Annotated in this window: 12 protein-coding genes; 8 read left to right on the top strand and 4 right to left on the bottom strand. The window is 64.7% G+C overall.

Annotation, left to right across the window (positions count from 1 at the left end; genetic code table 11):
* Positions 1-97: 97 nt before the first annotated feature.
* Entirely contained in the window at positions 98-586 is a 489-nt protein-coding gene (gene greB, locus EBBID32_RS14120; RefSeq protein WP_006959204.1) for a transcription elongation factor GreB, read from the bottom strand.
* 131 nt (positions 587-717) lie between these two features.
* Entirely contained in the window at positions 718-2805 is a 2088-nt protein-coding gene (locus EBBID32_RS14115) for a lytic transglycosylase domain-containing protein (protein WP_006959202.1), read from the bottom strand.
* Positions 2806-2904: 99 nt separating this feature from the next.
* Between EBBID32_RS14115 and dapA the strand changes: the two genes are divergently transcribed.
* The 7 genes from dapA to EBBID32_RS14080 all read left to right on the top strand — a co-directional run bounded on the left by dapA (position 2905) and on the right by EBBID32_RS14080 (position 10238).
* Entirely contained in the window at positions 2905-3783 is an 879-nt protein-coding gene (gene dapA / locus EBBID32_RS14110; protein WP_006959200.1) for a 4-hydroxy-tetrahydrodipicolinate synthase, read from the top strand.
* A 44-nt stretch (positions 3784-3827) separates the two neighbouring features.
* Positions 3828-4310 carry an SsrA-binding protein SmpB gene (smpB, locus tag EBBID32_RS14105; protein ID WP_006959198.1) on the top strand — a complete coding sequence of 161 codons (483 nt, stop codon included), beginning with the start codon at positions 3828-3830 and terminating at the stop codon, positions 4308-4310.
* Positions 4310-4906 carry a DUF2062 domain-containing protein gene (locus EBBID32_RS14100; protein ID WP_006959196.1) on the top strand — a complete coding sequence of 199 codons (597 nt, stop codon included), beginning with the start codon at positions 4310-4312 and terminating at the stop codon, positions 4904-4906. Before smpB ends, EBBID32_RS14100 begins: the two co-directional genes overlap by 1 nt.
* 45 nt (positions 4907-4951) lie before the next feature.
* Positions 4952-7387: a hybrid sensor histidine kinase/response regulator gene (locus EBBID32_RS14095; protein ID WP_006959194.1), complete on the top strand. Its 2436-nt coding sequence runs from the start codon at positions 4952-4954 to the stop codon at positions 7385-7387.
* A 96-nt stretch (positions 7388-7483) separates the two neighbouring features.
* Positions 7484-7840 (top strand): response regulator, encoded by a 357-nt coding sequence (locus EBBID32_RS14090; protein ID WP_006959192.1) that lies wholly within the window; start codon positions 7484-7486, stop codon positions 7838-7840.
* A 99-nt stretch (positions 7841-7939) separates the two neighbouring features.
* Positions 7940-9013, top strand: coding sequence for a recombinase RecA (recA, locus tag EBBID32_RS14085; protein ID WP_006959190.1), 1074 nt, complete (start codon positions 7940-7942; stop codon positions 9011-9013).
* A 439-nt stretch (positions 9014-9452) separates the two neighbouring features.
* Positions 9453-10238, top strand: coding sequence for a transglutaminase-like domain-containing protein (locus tag EBBID32_RS14080; protein WP_006959188.1), 786 nt, complete (start codon positions 9453-9455; stop codon positions 10236-10238).
* 127 nt (positions 10239-10365) lie between these two features.
* Here EBBID32_RS14080 and EBBID32_RS14075 read toward each other — a convergent pair whose 3' ends face one another.
* Positions 10366-14568, bottom strand: a complete 4203-nt coding sequence (locus EBBID32_RS14075) for a translocation/assembly module TamB domain-containing protein (RefSeq protein WP_006959186.1) — start codon at positions 14566-14568, stop codon at positions 10366-10368.
* The gene (locus EBBID32_RS14070; protein WP_006959185.1) at positions 14568-16655 is read right to left on the bottom strand and encodes an autotransporter assembly complex protein TamA; all 2088 of its coding nucleotides are present in this window, start codon (positions 16653-16655) and stop codon (positions 14568-14570) included. The genes EBBID32_RS14075 and EBBID32_RS14070 overlap by 1 nt, the downstream gene beginning before the upstream one ends.
* A gap of 149 nt (positions 16656-16804) precedes the next feature.
* On the opposite strand from EBBID32_RS14070, the gene recJ reads away from it, so the two are divergent.
* Positions 16805-18571 carry a single-stranded-DNA-specific exonuclease RecJ gene (gene recJ, locus EBBID32_RS14065; RefSeq protein ID WP_006959183.1) on the top strand — a complete coding sequence of 589 codons (1767 nt, stop codon included), beginning with the start codon at positions 16805-16807 and terminating at the stop codon, positions 18569-18571.
* Positions 18572-18614 lie beyond the last annotated feature (43 nt).

Genomic DNA, 18614 nt, shown 5'->3' with positions numbered 1-18614 from the left:
CGCTCGAAACGAACGGAGGCTGGGGGTGCTAACGTCATCCCGCTTTAAGCGCTGGTGCAGGTCCCCCTCATCCAACTTCTCCCCCGTGGGGAGAAGGTTATTGTCCCGGATAGGTAATCGCTATCACCTCATATTCCTTCTCGCCCGATGGCAGCAGGACGCGGCGCAGGTCACCGATGGCTGCGCCGCGCAGGGCGCGGGCGATGGGGGAGGACCAGCCGATCCGGCCTGCCTCGATATCGGTTTCGTCATTGCCGACCAGCGTGACGGTGCGATGATTGTCATCCTCATCCGCGATCGTGACGGTCGCGCCGAAATAAACGCGGCTCTGGTCCTCCTGCTGGCGGGCATCGACGACCTTGGCGTCCTTCATTTTCTTCGACAGGCGCTTCAACTGAAAGTCGATCTCGCGCATCCGCTTGCGACCATAGAGATAGTCGCCATTTTCGGAGCGGTCGCCATTGCCCGCCGCCCAGCTCACCACCTCGACGATCGCGGGACGCTCGACACCCAGCAGATGGTCATATTCGGCGCGCAATTTGGCGAAGCCTTCCGGGGAGATATAATTGGGATAGGGGGTTGTCATCCATTCACCCCATAACCGTTCGGGCTGAGCTTGTCGAAGCCCTGCACTTCTTCGCAAAGAAGGACGACCGTTGACCTTCGGTCGCCTTCGGCTCAACAGGCTCAGGGCGAACGCTTATGGGGATATGCCTCTTACCCCGGCGTCTGTTTCCCCAGATAGCGGCTCAGCACCGCGCTGGTGCCGCGAAATTTCGCACGTTCCGGGTTCATCGCTTCATAGACGACGGCATTTTCCAGCACTCGCTGCACATAGTTGCGGGTCTCGAAAATCGGGATCTGCTCGATCCAGCGCAGCATGTCGGCGCCCGGCAGCCGCGGGTCGCCATTGGCGCGGATCCATTTGTTCACATTGCCCGGCCCGGCATTATAGGCGCCCACGGCCAGCGGATAACTGCCGCCATAATAGTCCAGCATCCGCTGGAAATAGCCAGAACCCAGCATGATATTATAGCTGGGATCGTTGAGCGAGGCGGGGTTGTAGCCCAGGCCCAGCTTGCCCGCCTGTTCGCGTGCGGTGCCGGGCATCAGCTGCATCAGGCCGCGCGCGCCCGCATGGCTGACGATCTGCTTGTCGAACTGGCTTTCCTGCCGGGCGATCGCGTGAACCATGGTCCAGTTATATTGCGCGCTGGGTGGCACGGGCACGCGCGGGAAAGCGCTCTGGCCATAGCCGCTCAGGCCGCTGGATACGGCGCGGCGGCCGACCATGACGCTCATGTCGGTGCGGCCGATCCTTTCGGCGAGTTCGGCGGCAAGGAAATGGTCGGTGTCATTGTCGGCATTATTGGCGATGGCGCGGGCGAATTTGCCCTGATCCTCCCAATAGCCCATCTGCCCCAGCGCCTTGACCGCGCGGACGACCGATCGCTGGTCGAAGGCGGCGCGTGTCGCGGCGGAAATGGGGACCGGGCGCTCGACTGTGGCGGGCGGCGGGATCGGGCGGCCCAGCCGCTCGAGCGCGAGCTGGCCGTAAAACTGATCGGGATAGACGCCCGCCTGCGCGAAATAGCTGTTGGCGGTGGCGGCATCGCCCGACTGGAGCGCGGCGCGACCGGCCCAATAATAGCCCTTCGACCTGGTCTGGGGCGATTTGGCGGCGTCGGCATAGCGGCGGAACATCGTCACCGCGTCGGTCGGGCGATTGAGATTGTAGAAGGCCGTGGTCCCGGCCAGCCAGGCGAGGCTGGTATAATCGTCGCGCACGCCGATCGGCTGGTCGGACAGGTCGATGCCCGGCGGCACCGCATCGTCAATCTTGCTGGCGATGCCCCAGGCAAAGCTCCACTGGCTGTCATTGGCGGCGGCGCGCGCCTGCCCCAGCAGCACCTCGTAGAATTTTTCCGCGTTGGCGGGGCGGTAGGTGAGCGGGGTGCGATTGGCCAGATATTGGCGGGCCGCGACCCAGTTGCCGCTATCGCGCAGCCAGATCGCCTTGTCGGCGACAAAGCCCGCGTCGCTCGCGCCCACCGCTTCGGCGGCCTGCATCAGCATCGCCGCATCAGGCGCCTTGCGGCGGAAGGCGATGCGTGCCTGATAGACGGCGCGGCGACCCGGCGAAACATAAGCCAGCATTCTCGCTGCCCCGGCGGTATCATTGCCCCACAGCAGCATGTCGGCGCGCTGGTCATGGTCGGCGGGCGTCAGGCCGGAGCCGAACAGGGACAGCAGGCGCGCTTCATCCGCAACGCTCAGGCTGCCGCCGATCCACGCATTGCGCGCAGCAACCCGCGCCTCGTCCATCCGGCCCATCTGCACCAAAGCGGTGGCGTTACGCGCATGGCCGGTCGCAGTGCGCGGCGGGAAGCGGGCGAAAAAGGCGGTTACCTGGCGCGGATCATAGCTGTCGGGATTGATCCCGGTTTCGGCCAGCCGCCGCATCCGGTCCTCGCCCGGCCAGCCGGGATTGGCGGTGATGAAGTTGGCATAGGTGGCAAAACCCAGCCCATCGCTCTGCTGGAGGGTGCGCCACTGGCCGATCGTCGTGCCGATCGACGAATCGCTGGCCATGCCGACGCGGCTGGCGACCTGATTCCACTGATCCGACGGACTTGTCTGCGCAGGCAGCGGCTGGACCACCGCGCCGGGGGGATCAGCGGGCGCAGCCGCAGGGGCTGGCCCTTCGGTCTGGGCGCTGGCGCCAGCGGCAAGCAGCAACAGGGCAATAAGGGGCATACGGATAATGTAACTTTCAATCATTCGGGGCGTCGCCATGCTGGACATTATCGCAAATGCATCCTTATCAGCGCCTGAATGACGCGCTATAGCGCGCCGCTTGACCGATCATGCCCCGGCCGCCCGGAGAATTGAAGGAGTTTAATCATGTTTTCCGGCTCGATTCCGGCTCTGGTGACCCCGTTCCGCGATGGATCGGTGGATGAAGCGGCTTTTCGCGCACTGGTCGACTGGCAAATCGCCGAAGGATCGAGCGCGCTCGTCCCCTGCGGCACCACCGGCGAAAGCGCCACCATGACGGTCGAGGAGCATAATCGCGTCATCGCCATCTGCGTCGATCAGGCCGCCGGGCGCGTGCCCGTCATCGCGGGCTGCGGCTCCAACGACACGCGAATCGCGCTGGAACATATGTATGCGGCGCAAGGGGCGGGGGCAGATGCCGCGCTGGTGGTCGCGCCTTATTATAACAAGCCCAATCAGGACGGCGTCTATCAGCACTTCGCCTATCTCGCCGAACGCTGTTCCCTGCCGATCATCCTCTATAATGTCCCCAGCCGCACCATCACCGACATTGGCGTCCCGGTGATCCATCGCCTGTCCGAAGAATATCAGACGATCGTGGGGATCAAGGACGCCACCGGGAATCTGGGGCGGGTCAGCGCACAGCGTCTCGCCTGCCGCCCGGATTTCTGTCAGCTGTCGGGCAATGACGAAACCGCGCTGGGATTCAACGCTATGGGCGGCAAGGGGTGCATCTCCGTCACCGCCAATGTCGCGCCGCGTCTTGTCGCCGATTTTCAGGCCGCCTGCGCGCGCCAGGATTGGGATGGTGCCTTGGCGTTGCAGGATCGTCTCTACCCCTTGCATGATGCCCTGTTCAGCGATTCTTCACCCGGCCCGGTTAAATATGCGCTCACGCGCGTGCGGCCCGACATGCCCGGCGACGTCCGCCTGCCGATCACCTGGCCGTCGGAATCCAGCCGGGCTGCGGTCGATCGCGCGCTGGAAATTGCGGGTCTCGTTTAACGGTCCGCCGTTCCTATATAGTGAAGTGAGTTAGTTCAGGAACCATGGCCCGCCCCCGTCCCGTTACCTTCGACAAGAAAAAGATCGTCGCCGAGAACCGGCGCGCGCGCTTCGACTATTTTATCGAAGATGTGTTCGAGGCAGGCATCGCCCTGCAGGGGACAGAGGTGAAGGCGCTGCGTGGCGGCGAAGGGTCGATCGCGGAAAGCTATGCCGAGGTGAAGGGCAATCAGGTGTTTCTGGTGAACAGCAACATTCCCGAATATAGCCATGGCAATCGCGAAAATCACGAACCCAAACGCCCCCGCAAGCTGTTGCTGCATGAGCGCGAGATCCACAAGATGCACAGCGCCGTGTCGCGGCAGGGCATGACGCTGGTGCCGCTGATGGTCTATTTCAACAGCCAGGGCCGCGCCAAGATCGAGCTGGCGCTGGCCAAGGGCAAGCAGAATCACGACAAGCGCGAGACGATCAAGGATCGCGACTGGAAGCGCGACCAGCAGCGCATCATGCGGGACAAGGGCTGATGGACAACCGCCTCAGTCGCTGGTGGCACGCCAATGCGCCGACGCGCGAAAGCCTGGAGCATAACAAATTCCTCGCCCCCGTCGCGCACCGCGTGCTGGAACCGTCGCTGTGGCGTTTTACCCGCCGGTCGGTGCCGCGCGGCGTGGCGCTGGGGTTGCTGGTCGGCATTTTCCTGCTGATCCCCGGCATCCAGATCGCAGGAGCCGCGCTGCTGGCGCTGCCCTTCCGCGCCAATATTCCGGTCGCGGCGGCCATGACATTCCTCTCCAACCCGGCCACCACCCCGCTGATTCTGTGGCTGTCGGTCTATATCGGCAACTGGATGCTGGGACGCAGCGCGGATGCTTCGGGCTTCATGGCGCTGGTTGATCATCATGCGACGATCGGCCAGTGGACCGCCTGGCTGGTGTCCGAAGCCGCGCCCGCCATGCTGCTCGGCCTCTCGATCATATCGGTCGGGGCGGCGATTATCGGCTATGTCATTGCCGACTGGTTCTGGCGCCACCGCATGGGCCGTAAATGGCAGGCGCGCAAATTGAGGATTGGCAAGGTCCATGAAAGCAGCGCATTGGAGAAAGCCGCTTCTGTCCTCTGAGGCAGGGGAGGTTTATTCAGTGTCGATGCAGGGGAAGGGCCGTCCATGGCCGCGCGGGTGAACAGCAATGGGGATGCGTGGCTGACCCAGTCGCGATCGGGGCTGGTCCTGCCGCTGTTGCTGCTGGCGGCTGCCCTGTCGGCTGGCCTTGTATTTTACGCCATTGGCAGCTGGCTGCTGGCCGCCGGGTTCGCCGCGACGATCCTGACGATCGCGGCGTTGATGTCCTGGTATCGCCGCCTCTATCCGCCGCAACTATCTGACAAGGAAGCGATTCCCGACTGGACCGTCGCACGCGCGGCGGCTGACGCTTCCAGCATGGCGATTGCCGTCACCGATCGCGCCGGACGGCTGGTCTGCGCGAGCGACCTCTTTGGCGAATGGTTCCCCGGCTACCCGACCCCGCCCGGCATCACCGGCGATGCGGCGCTCACCGAAAGCCTGTCCACTGCTGCCCGTGCCGCCTGGCGCGATGGCGAGGCGAAGGTGGCTGGCGTGGTGCAGGGCGCGCTGCGGCTGGACGTGGAGGTGGTGCGGACCGGCCGTGCGGAGGATTATCTGCTCTGGCGCTTCACCCCCGTGCGCCAGCCCAGCGCGCTGGACGACGTCAATCGCTTCCTGACCGGCGAAGCGGGCCGCCAGATGGGCGAGGCGGGCGTCATGGCGGTGATGATCGGCGGCGAAGGCCGCATTCGCGCCGCCAATGGTGCCTTCCTGCTGCGCGCTGCGGGTCGGATCGACGCGAACATCACTGGCCGCGATTTCGCCAGCCATATGCGGGTGGATGACAAGGGGCGGTTGTTTCTGGCGCGCGAGGAGCAGGGCGGCCTGCCGCTGCGCCTGTTGCAGGTGCCCTTGAAGCGCGCGGGGCAAGGCAACGGCGTGTCGGCATCGGCGCAGGCCAGTGCGCAGGATGGCCCGATGCTGCTGCTGCTGATCGACGAGCCGGCGGGCGGGGGCGGCACATCGGCGCTTTCCTATATCGAAACCCTGCTGTCGCTGCTGCCCTTTGGCCTGGCGATGGCCGACCGTGATGGGCGGGTGCTGTTCGTCAACAATGCCTTTGCGCGGGTGGCCGGGTTGAAGCCGGGCGACAAGCCCAGCTATCCCGGCGATCTGGTGGTGCGGGAGGATCAGGCGGCGGTGGCCGACGCGGTGCGGCGCTTTGCCGTCGGGCCGCAAATGTCGGGCGACATAGCGGTCAGGATGCGCGACCAGCCCGACGAGCCGATTGCATTGAGCCTGGCTGGTGTGCGCGGCCTTGGCGAGGCGGCTGTGCTGCTTTCCCTCAAGGATAATAGCGAGGAGAGCAAGCTCAAGCGGCAGGTGGCGCAGGCGACCAAGATGCAGGCGATCGGCCAGCTGGCGGGCGGCGTTGCGCATGATTTCAACAACATTCTGACCGCGATTATCGGCCATTGCGACCTGATGCTGATGCGCCATACGCCCGGCGACAGCGATTATGACGATATTCAGCAGATCAAGTCGAACAGCAATCGCGCGGCGGGTCTGACCCGGCAATTGCTCGCTTTCTCGCGCCAGCAGACATTGCGGCCGCAGATATTGCAATTGCCCGATATCGTTGCGGACGTCTCCAATCTGCTGAAACGCCTGCTGGGTGAAAATGTGAAGCTGGACGTCAGCCATGGTCGCAATCTGGGCGCGGTGCGCGCCGATCCGGGCCAGCTGGAGCAGGTGATCGTCAATCTGGCGGTCAATGCGCGCGACGCGATGCCCGAAGGCGGTACGCTCAATATCCAGACCTATGGCGTCCCCGCGATCAAGGTGCGGGAGATGCGCCAGCAGATATTGCCCGTGGGCGATTATACCGCGCTGCGCGTGTCGGACACGGGGCTGGGCATCCCACCCGACATATTGGCCAAGATTTTCGAGCCTTTCTTTACCACCAAGGAACTGGGCAAGGGGACAGGGCTGGGCCTTTCCACCGTCTATGGCATCGTCAAGCAATCGGGTGGCTATATCTTTGCCGAATCCGAATTGGGACGCGGGGCGAGCTTCGTCATCTATCTGCCGGTCTATGCCGGGTCCGATGCCAAGGATGTCGCCCCGGTCAAGGTGCCGGTCAAGCGCAGCGAGACATGGGGCACCGGCACGGTGTTGCTGGTGGAGGACGAAGATATGGTCCGCGCCGTCGCCGAACGGGCGCTGGTGCGGCAGGGCTATACCGTGCTGACCGCCAGCGACGGGGAACAGGGGCTGGAGGTGCTTGCCGGGAATGTGACCATCGACCTGCTGATCTCCGACGTTGTGATGCCCAATATGGATGGTCCCGCCATGGTGGCGCAGGCGCGTCGCGCTTTCCCCGATCTGCCGGTCCTGTTCATGTCCGGCTATGCCGAGGAGCAGTTGCGCAAGTCGATCGACATCGCCAACGTCGCCTTCTTGCCCAAGCCCTTCTCGGTCAACCAGTTGGCCGAAGCGGCGCGCGACGCGCTGGCGATGCGGCCGGTCGCGGAATGACCCCTCAATAACTTGCGCTCGATCAAGGTGATTATCCTGTCTATTCCCGTAACGATGGGTTAGCGCAAAGGCGTATCAACAGGGGATTGCGAAGGCATGTCGGCGGCTAAGAGCATTTTGATCGTCGAAGATGAAGCGATGATCGGCATGATGCTGGAGGATTATCTCGACGCGCTGGGTTACCGCTTGCACGCGGTCGCCGCGTCGGTCGACGAAGCCTGCGCCCATGCGCGGGACGGCGGCTTTGACGCGGCCCTGCTCGACTGCAATTTGCAGGGTGAGAAAAGCTGGTCCGTCGCCGACATATTGGTCCAGAAGGGCGTGCCTTTCGTCTTTGCGACCGGCGGTATGGCCGACGATTTGCCGTCCCATCATGCCGACCGGCCGACGCTCGCCAAGCCCTTCACCATTGGCGCGGTCGAGCGGGCCTTGGGGAAAATATTGGGCGAATAGGAAATTTCCGTTCCCCCCTTGTTCTACAGGAACAAACAGGATACATCATCGCCAGGCGTCGAGAGAATCGGCGCAGTCCGCTTGACAGGGAATAGGCCGATGTCCGCTATGCTCACACTCATCGATTCCAAGAAGAACGGGACTATGGACAGACAAAAAGCATTGGACGCCGCGCTCGCCCAGATCGATCGGGCATTTGGTAAAGGCTCCGCGATGAAGCTGGGCAGCCGGGAGAAGCTGGAGATTGAAGCCATCTCCAGCGGTTCGCTGGGCCTGGACATTGCGCTTGGCATTGGCGGCCTGCCCAAGGGGCGGATTATCGAGATTTATGGCCCGGAAAGCTCCGGCAAGACGACGCTCGCGCTCCACGTCATCGCCGAAGCGCAGAAGGGCGGCGGCACGGCCGCGTTCGTGGACGCCGAACATGCGCTCGATCCGGGCTATGCCAAGAAACTGGGCGTCGACATTGACGAACTGATCGTGTCGCAGCCCGACACCGGCGAACAGGCACTGGAAATCGTCGACACGCTGGTGCGCTCCAACGCCATCGACGTGCTGGTGATCGACTCGGTCGCCGCCTTGGTGCCGCGTGCGGAAATCGAGGGCGAAATGGGCGACAGCCATGTCGGCCTTCAGGCGCGCCTCATGAGCCAGGCGCTGCGCAAGCTGACCGGCTCGATCTCGCGCTCCAAATGCATGGTGATCTTCATCAACCAGGTGCGCATGAAGATCGGCGTGATGTACGGTAACCCCGAAACCACGACTGGCGGCAATGCGCTCAAATTCTACGCCTCGGTCCGTCTCGACATTCGCCGCACCGGCCAGATCAAGGATCGCGAGGATATTGTCGGCAACGCGACCCGCGTGAAGGTGGTCAAGAACAAGGTCGCCCCGCCGTTCAAGCAGGTCGAATTCGACATCATGTATGGCGAGGGCATCTCCAAGATCGGCGAGATTCTCGACCTGGGCGTCAAGGCCGGGATTGTCGAGAAATCGGGCGCCTGGTTCTCCTACGACTCGGTTCGCATCGGCCAGGGTCGCGAGAACGCCAAGACATTTCTGAAAACGCATCCTGAAATGGCGGACCGTCTGGAAAAGGCGATCCGGGGCAAGACCGACGTGGTCGCCGAAGCGTTGATGGCCGGACCCGAAGCGGAGGATGATGACGAATAAGCGCGGATGGCGCTCCGGCCGGATCAGCCGGAACAACCTCCGACGCGGCTCGTCCGCCTCTCGCTTCACGCACTGAAAAGGCCCGCCGCGTATCCCTTGCGCAGCGGGCCTTTTACCGTCCTGATCCAGCGGCGCTGACTTTCCGATAGGATCAGGCCCGCGCAATATTATGTCCGATTTACCGGGAAATATGCGAAGTTAAGCGTGATTGTGTCAGCTTGATCCGTTCATTTCGAGCGAAGTCGAGAAACCTGCCCCACTGGTTTCTCGACTGCGCTCGAAACGAACGGAGGGCGGTTGCCATCTCAAAATTGTGACGCTCCGAGTGGCTGAAACTATTGGCGGCTTGCGCTCTGCCTGCGGCATCGCAATGCTCTGCGACTTAATTCCCATCCGCGCGTTACCGCGTCTCCTTGCCCAAACCTGAAAGGCTCCCCTGATGCGCGTCGCGATCGAGGCGATACTGGATTATGACTTCGCCGAACCGACCGACGTGCTGCTGGCTGTGGAGGCCGCTGCGCTGCCCGACCAGCATATCGTCAGCCAGTCGCATATCATCAACAATGCCGGGCCGCTGACCAACAAGGTCGGCGGCAGCGGCGTCGGTCGGCGCACCTGGACCCGTACCGGCACCGGCCGAATGCTCAGCACCTACCGCGCCACGGTGGATGTCGAACGCCCCGTGGTCGATCTCGCCAGCCTGGCCAAAAGCCCGCTGGCCAGCTTGCCAGAGGATGTGCTGCCCTTCATCTGGCCCAGCCGCTATTGCGAGGCCGACCGTTTCGTCAGCTTCGTCTGCGGCCATTTCCCCGATCTGGAGGGCGGCGCGCTGGTCGCAGCGTTGCGCGACTGGGTTCATGACAATCTCCTCTATGTGCCGGGCAGTTCGGACGGCGCGACCACCGCCGCCGACACCTTCGTCGCGCAGCAGGGCGTCTGCCGCGACTATGCCCATCTGACCGCCGCGCTGATCCGCTCACGCGACATTCCCGCGCGGCTGGTATCGGTCTATGCGCTCGGCCTCGATCCGCCGGATTTCCACGCCGTGGTCGAAGTCTGGCTCGACGGTGCCTGGCACATCGTCGATTCGACCGGCCTTGCGCCGCCCGAAACCATGGTCCGCATCGCCGTGGGTCGCGACGCCACCGACATCGCCTTCATGACCGCTTTCGGCAATGCGATGATGAACGCCCAGTCGATCCTGGTCTCGCGCGTGGAGGGATAGGGCAGGGGCAAGCACCCCACCTCCGTTCGCCCTGAGCCTGTCGAAGGGCAGTTCTTCTTGAAGGGAAGGACGAGGCTTCGACAGGCTCAGCCCGAACGGGTAATGTAATGAACCGGCTGCCCGCCCCTCAATAATCCTTGGAATAGCGCAGGTTCGCGGACGATCCTGCGTTGGTCCCCGTCTTGGACAACAGGCTGAGCGTCTTGGACAGGGCGATCTCCAACTGGGTGGCGGTAAAGCCCTTGGAATCGGTGATCACCTCAACATAGACATTGTTCGAGATATGCTGCCCGACCGCGAGAGACGTGCCGCGCCCGGTCGCCTCATCGCCGCCGACAATGCCGATCCGGTCGACGCCCGATGCGCCTTGCAACTTGCCCATCGGGTTCAGCCCGCCGCTGCCGCCGCGCAGGCCGTTGAGCGCAGCCGCCAGTTGCACCGCCTGCATCGCCGACAGATTCGCGACATTGTCGCCGAATAATATGCGCGAGAGGATTTCGTCCTGCGGCAGGGTGGGGGTGGAGATGAAGGCGATGTCGGGCTGCTGCGCCGATCCGCTCACCTGGATGCCCGCCGTCACCGTGTCGATCCGGGTCTGCGCCCTGATCGCCAGCACCGGGTTCAGCATCGGCCCGTTGAAAGTGATGACCCCCTGTTCCAGATCGAACTGCTTGCCCGAAAAACTGTAGCGCCCGCGCAGCACTTCCAGCCTGCCGACGACGCGCGGATTGGCGGTGGTGCCGGTCACGCGCATCGCGGTTTTCCATTCCGAATCCAGCCCCATGCCGGTGACGTAGATTTCATTGTCAGCACGCAGCCTGATGTCGAGTTTCCAGTCGGCGGGCTTGGCGGCGGCCTGCCGCGCGGCCATGCGCTGGTCGAGAATATCGACGCCCTCGCCCTTGCGCCGAACGCCCTGCAACTGACGAATGTCGGTGCCGCCCTGCCAGGCCACCTTGTAACGGGTTTCGGGCAGGGTCAGGTCGCCCTTGATCAGGCCGCCACTGGCCGGGCTGTTGGTGATCGCCATCGTGCCGCTGACCACGCTCGTGATCGCTTCGCTGCGGGCAAGGCGCGCGCGGTCCAGCGCAATGGCGATATTCATCGGGAAACCGCTGTCGGCGGCAAGGCCAACGGTACCCGACGCCTTGACGGTACCGTCACCCGCCCGTCCGGAGAAATCGCGTATCTCCAGTCGGTCGTTGGTGAAGCGGCCATCGAGCTTCATCTGGGTGACGCGGGTGCCGAACGTCTCATTCTCATAGGTCAGCGCATTGGCGCGGACGATCCCGTTGACGCGCGGGTCGGTCAGCCGCCCGCTGAAATCCGCCGCGAGGGCGAGGCCGCCGGTCAATTGCTGATCAGCCAACCCCGCGAAGGAGAAAAGAACATCGGCAGGCCCGGCATAGCGGATGCCACCGCCCAAGGGTGCCGCCTGCAATTGTTCGCTCCAGCTGGTCCCCGGTCCCGGCGGGGCAAGGGTGGCGACGAACCGCCCCAGCGTGGATGTGCCGCGCCGGATCAGCCCGCGCAGGTCGCCCCCCGCGCCCGACAGCTTGCCCTCCATGCTCATCGACACCGGATCGGACACGGCGGTCAGGCTGGAGCGGCGGAAATTCGCAATGGAAAGGCGGGTGCTCGCGGTCGGGAAGGCGTTGCCGGTCTGCGCGAAATCGAGCGTCCCGGTCGCCTTGCCGCCAATGCCCAGCCCCGGCGCAGCGATGTTGATGATGGCCAGGTCAAAATCCTTGAACCGCGCCTGCATCGCTGTGCTGTCGCCGAAACGCCCGGCCAGATCGACCTTGCCCTGCGGCAGCACCAGCGTCGCTGGTTCCAGCCGATAGCCTGCCGGTTCGGTGCGGATGATCGCCGGGTTGGCGAGGCGGAAGGGGATGTTGCTCGCCTTCCCCTGCAACGCCACGGCATAGAGGTTGGGCCGCAATGCCGCGTTGGCGGCTATGGAGAAGGGCACGCCGCTGGAGCCGTCGGCCACCAGCTGAGCCTTGCCGCGCCCGCCCTGATAGTCGATCTTCGCCCGGCCGGTACGCACGACATAATCGCCATAGGCGGCGTTGGCGATTTGCACGTCGGCGACGATGCGCGGCTGGTCGGTCAGGACCATGGAGGCGGTCACGATCGCGCGGCCGATCATGACCTCCGCGTCGCCCGGCAGCTTGGCGTTGCTGGCGGTGGCGTTGACGTCCACCCCTTGCGCCTTGCCGGCCGCGGCCAGCCGCACCGCGCCGGTGATGCCCGACCCGTTCATGCTGAGTCGCCCGGCGAACGGACCGGCTGCGCTCTGCTGCACCGTCCCGGCCATATCGACCCCGGCAAAGCGGGCCTTGGCAATGTCGATCGTCAATGGCCCCTTGGCGGTGCGTATCAGCACATTGGCGAAGAAGGGACCATAGGGCGATCCGCCGGTCGCTTCGAGCCGATAGCCTGCCGCCTCGCCATTCAGCTTCGCCACAACATCGGACAATTGCACGCCGACATTGGGCCGGGCCGCGCGCAGCACCGCCTGCGGCCGCTCCATCGTCCCGCGCACGGTCAGCGCCAGCGGGCCATATTGGCGCGAGGAAGCCGTCACGTCGAAGGCGATCTGACCGTCCGTGTCATAGCTGCCCGATCCCGACTGGATGGTGAAATTGGGCGCGGCACCCTTCAGCCCTGCCAGCGTGAATTTGCCCTCCGGCGTCATGCCGATGCGCCCGGTGGCAACCGCATTGCCGCCCAGAAAATCGCGCACGGACGCATTGTCCCAGCGCGCCGTCCGCACGCCAAAGCGACCCGACAGGCCAAAGCCGCCTTTGGGGCCGGGGACCAGCTCGACATCGGTGTTCAGGTTGACGATGCCGACGCCGTCGATCCGATAATCATTGACCCGGCCTTTGAGCGCGCCGCGATAGAGGGCGTTGTCGAGATCGGCGAGGATGATGGCGGTCGCATCGACCCGATCGCTGTCGATCTTGAGATTGTCGCTGATCAGCTTGCCGCCCGCATAGGCGAAATCGCCCTTCACCCGCAGATTGTTCATCAGCCCACCCGCCGCGGCGTTAAGGCCAGTCACACGGCTGGCGGTAGCGTTGACCGGAATGCGGATGCGGTCGCTGTCGATCACCGCGCGACCGCTGGCTTTCAGATTCTCGATGCCGGTTGCGTCGAACGCCAGATATTTGGCGCTGATGTCATAGTCGATGAACGGCGTCGCCATCGGCCCGTCGAGGATGATCGCGGCGCGCACATCGCGGCCCTTCACCTTCTCCATGATTGCGCCGGGGGTCAGCAGCGCGGCGTTGATTTTCAGCGCGCTGAACCGGCTGGTGCCAAGGTCGATGATGCCCTGAGCATCGGCGGACAGCGCTGGCGACCGCACAGTCCCTTTCAGGTTCACCCGCCGTTCGTTGAGACCGGCAAACAGATCGACGTCCAGCTGCGGCCCGGTCAGGCGATCGACCGTGCCTGCCATGATCAGGCCGGGGCGAACCGGCCCCTTGGCGGTGAACGCACCGTCACGCGCGGCGATCGCGATATTGGCGAGCTGCCCCTTGGGACTGATGGCGATAATGCGCCCGTCCCACGCCTGCCACGTTCCCTTGCCGTCCAGCGTCGCGGTCATCCCGTCGGTCAGGCCGGACATGGACGCAATCACGCCGCCCTTGGGCGCGGTCAGCGTGCCGCTCATCGCCAGGCGATTTTGCGCCGGAACCGCATCCAGCTTCGCCTGCAACCGGTCGCCGCTGTCCACAATGGCGTCGGCGGACAGGATCGCGCGGCCATCGGCGATATGGGTCACGCCGTCGATCGCGATCTCGCGCTTCTGGCCGATCACCGGCTTTGCGAGGATGAACTTGGCGATCTTCATCCGGTCGACGTCAATGTCCAGGTCGGGCAGGATGGGCGCGTTGGGATCGGTCGGGGTGACGTTGAACTGCGGACTGCGCGCCAGCACGACCAGCGGCGTTTCGAGCAGGCTGACCGAGATATGGTTGTTCACATAGCGAAACGGCTTCCACACCATATGAACGCGCGGCGACACCGCGAACACGCCCTTGGGATCGCGCAGGATCAGATCGTGAATCACCATGTCGCTATAGATCGACCCGTCGATCCGCCCGACCTCGATCGCCATGCCCGATTCCAGTTTCAGCGCAGCAATCTGCTGGATCAGGAATTTCTTGCCCGGCTGGGTATTGAGACCCAGCAGCAACCCCGCCGCCAGCACGACCAGCGCGACGAGCAGGCTGACGACCCCGATCGCGATCTTCTGCCACAGCGGGCGACCCTCGCGGATCACGATCGTGTCGGTAGGGGTGTCATCCTGCGCCATTAGAAAGCCTGCCCGATGCCGATATAGAGGGCGAATTTGGATTCGCCCGGCTGCCGGTTGATCGGCATCGCAATGTCGGCGCGGAACGGACCGAAATTGGTATAGAAGCGTCCGCCAATGCCCACGCCATAGCGCATGTCGGAAAATTTGGGGATGGCACTGTTATAGACCTGACCCGCATCGACAAAGGCGACTGCGCCATAATTGCCGAAGCGATAGCGGCCCTCGACCGCAAATTCATTGACCGACCGGCCACCGACGGGATCGTTGTTCGCGTCCTTGGGGCCAAGCTCCTGATAGCCATAGCCCCGCACCGATCCGCCCCCGCCCGCATAGATGCGTCGCGACGGCGCGACATCGTCGCGTGACACGCCGCTGATGGTGCCAAGCCGGGTGCGTGCGGCGATGACCAGCGAATCCGACACCGGATAATAGCCCGTCAGGTCGAACGTCCCGCGCACATAGGGCGATACATTGCCCTGCAACGAGGCTTCGGGCGACACGCGCACGCTGGCGCGGAAGCCTTTGGTGGGGTTCAGCAGATCGTTGGACCGGTCATAGCCGACCTGCACCGGCAATGCGCCGATGAAATAGGTCAGCCGCTTGTTCTGCGCCGTGACCGGGTCGATCGTTGTCTGTTCGTTCGACAGCAATATTTCCGCGCCATAGCTGTAAGTCCAGCGCTTCTGGAAGATCGGCGTGGATTGCCGCGCCCAGCTGATGTTCAGGCCCGCCGTAAAGGCTTCATAGGCGTCATATTTCTGGTGGTTGATCAGCGCGCCGGCCTGAAACGTCTTGTCGCGCCTGCCCGCGTTGGAGCGGCGGAACGTGCCCGATACGCCCTGTTCCTGCGTACCCGCGACCACACCCGCGATCAGCGCGCCTTCGGGCGGGAAGAGGTTGCGGTGGGTCCATGTCCCCTCCGCCCGGAAACCTTGCCCTGTGCCATAGCCCAGTTCGCCCGCCAGCGTGCGCGGTGGCCCTGCCTCCTGCTCGACATGAAGGTCGACATATTCGGTGCCATCCGGCCCGGCCTCATTGGTCCGGACGGGATCGACCGCGACGCTGGAAAACAGCCCGGTCGCGACCAGTGCCTTGCGAAGATCGTCCACCTTGCGGCTGTCGTAAATCTCGCCTGGCTTGTAGCGGCGGATCACCTCCATATGATCGGCACCGAACGCCTGTTTGTCGCCGCTGGTGGTGATCTTGCGGAAAGCGCCGCGCGGGCCGGTGTCCACTGGAAGCGTATAGTCGCCCGTCACGGTTGCGGGATCGAGCAATATATCGCGCTCGCCCACCTTGGCAAAGGCATAGCCCTGTTCGGGCAGCCGCAGCGCGATATTGGCTTCAGCCCCCTCGACCGTAGCGGCGACGATATGGTCCCCACTTTTGAGCGGCAGGCTGTCACGCGCCAGCCCCGGCGGCACCGTCGCCCCGGCCGTCACCACGATATCGCCCAGCCTGTATCGCCGGCCGGGCGTTACCGAGACGATGGCGGTCAGCGTGCCATCTCCGGTCTGATCGAGGCTGGCGAGCGCGGTCGCGTCATAATAGCCCTCGGAATAGAAAAGCCGAACCGCCAGCTTCTCATCCTCCTGCGCCCGCGCCTGCACCATGGCGGCGGTCTCCGCCCTGCCATCGCCGTCGATCAGCGCGGATGCGTCGCGAAATTCGTCCTCAAGTCCCGTCTTGCCGAAACCCTCGATCCGGGTGGCATAGCGGATGTCGGGCGTCTGTGTGTTCGGGTCAGTGTCGGCCGCGACATTGGCGGGCACGGTCACGCTGTCGAGCGAGGGCAAAGGTTGCGCCAGTTCCTGTTCCTGCGCGGGTTCGATGGCGGGGGGCAGCTCTGCCGTCGCACCACTTTGCGGCATCTGCTGGTCGATCCAGCTGTCGATGGAGGGTAGCGGCGCGGCGGGATCGCTTCCCTCTACCTTGGGCAGGCGCGCCTCGAACTGGTCGTCCGGCAGGATCGGCGCTTCGGCTGCGGGCGGTGTCGCGGTCTGCGCCATCAGCGGCAGGGGGGATGCGGTCGCGATAAGCAGGCCCAACATGTGCCGGACATGATGCGCCTGTCGTCTGATCATATGTCCGTCATGCCCCTTTGGTCGCCAGCCATACAGGAGGCCGACAAACCTGCAATACGCCCAAGGGGTTGCGCAGGTTCCGTCCAAGGGGCGATTAGCCGCTCCGGCCTGCGCTTCCCTCCATGCTTTCCAGAGTCTAGAGCGGTCGCATGACATTTGCGCTCAACATATCCCGCTCCATCACTGGCCAGCCCTGGAAATGGCGGGGGGAGGGGGCGGATGCGCGCGAACCGGGCTACCTGCCCGACGATCTGGTAACGCAATTGCTGCTGGCGCGCGGCTGTCCGCGCGACGCGCTGGAGGCGCACCGCAACCCTACTATCCGTGCCTTCATGCCCGATCCCAGCCTGTTCCGCGACATGGACGCCGCCGCCGAGCGGCTGGCCGACGCGGTGCAGCGCGGCGAGGATGTGCGCATCTTTGGCGATTATGACGTCGATGGCGCGACCAGCGCCGCGCTGCTCATCCGCCTGCTGCGCGATCTGGGGCTGGCGGCGAAGCCCTATATCCCCGACCGGCTGATGGAAGGCTATGGTCCGTCGGGCGAGGCGCTGGTGCGGCTGGCGGGCGAGGGCGCGACCCTGATCGTCACGGTCGATTGCGGCGCGCAGGCGTTCGAGGCGCTGGCCATGGCGCGCGAAACCGGGGTCGATGTCGTTGTGGTCGATCATCATAAATGCAGCGCGGCGCTTCCGTTGGCGCTGGCGCTGGTCAACCCCAACCGGCTGGACGAGGGGGACGAGGCCGCGACCCACGGCCATCTCGCCGCGGTCGGCGTCGCCTTCCTGCTGGGCGCGGCGCTGGTGCGGGTGTTGCGGGGGCGGAGATGGTTTGCGACGCGGGCCGAACCGGCGCTGATGGAATTGCTCGACATCGTCGCGCTGGGGACCGTGGCCGATGTCGCGCAATTGAAGGGGCTGAACCGCGCCTTCGTGGCGCAGGGATTGAAGGTGATGGCGAAGCGCCGCAATATTGGCCTCGCGGCCCTGATCGACGCCAGCCGCCTGACTCGCGCGCCGCTATGCCATGATCTGGGCTTTGCGCTGGGACCGCGCATCAATGCGGGCGGGCGCGTCGGGCAGGCGGATCTGGGGGTGCGGCTGCTGACCACCGACGATCCCGCCGAGGCCGCGCGCATCGCCGAGCAGCTCAACCAGTATAATGAGGAACGGCGCGCGATCGAATCGAGCGTGCAGGAACAGGCCGAGGCGTTGCTCGCCGCGCAGGGCAATCGCGCCGTCGCGGTGATTGCCGGGCAGGGCTGGCACCCCGGCGTCATCGGCATCGTCGCCGGACGGATCAAGGAAAAGGCGGGACGGCCCGCCATTGTCATCGCGCTGGACGAAGATGGCGTGGGCAAGGGGTCGGGCCGGTCGATCAGCGGCGTTGATCTGGGCGCGGCGGTGATGGCGGCCAAGGATAGCGGCCTGCTGGTCGCGGGCGGCGGTCATGCGATGGCGGCGGGGCTGACCGTGGCGGCGGACCGGGTGGAAGCGCTGGCCGATTTCCTCGACGATCGCCTGTCCGCCGCCGTGGCGCGGGCGCGTGACGACCGGGCTTTGCTGATCGACGCGGTGCTGGCACCCGCTGGCGTCAATCCCGACTTCATCGCCGCGATCGAAGCGGGCGGTCCCTATGGCGCAGGCTGGCCTGCCCCGCGCATCGCCGCCGGGCCGATGCGCGTCATCAAGGCTGACATCGTGGGCAACGGCCATTTGCGCGCGATCATGGGCGGGGAGGATGGTCGATCGTTCAAGACCATCGCTTTCCGTCAGGCGCAAACCGATCTGGGGCAGGCGATATTGGGTGCGCCGCGCGACCGGCGCTTGTGGGTCGCAGGCCGGGCCAAGATAGACGACTGGGGCAGCCGTCCGGCCGCCGAACTCCATCTGGAGGACGCAGCCTGGGCCGATTGAGGCCCGTCGCGATTTTCTGATGCAAAAGGGGTTGACCGGGGGC

It is taken from the genome of Sphingobium indicum BiD32 (assembly GCF_000382885.1).
In the GTDB taxonomy this organism is placed as follows: domain Bacteria; phylum Pseudomonadota; class Alphaproteobacteria; order Sphingomonadales; family Sphingomonadaceae; genus Sphingobium; species Sphingobium japonicum_C.
Note: the sequence above shows the minus strand (reverse complement) of the source record. Positions and strands in the feature narration are given on the sequence as shown.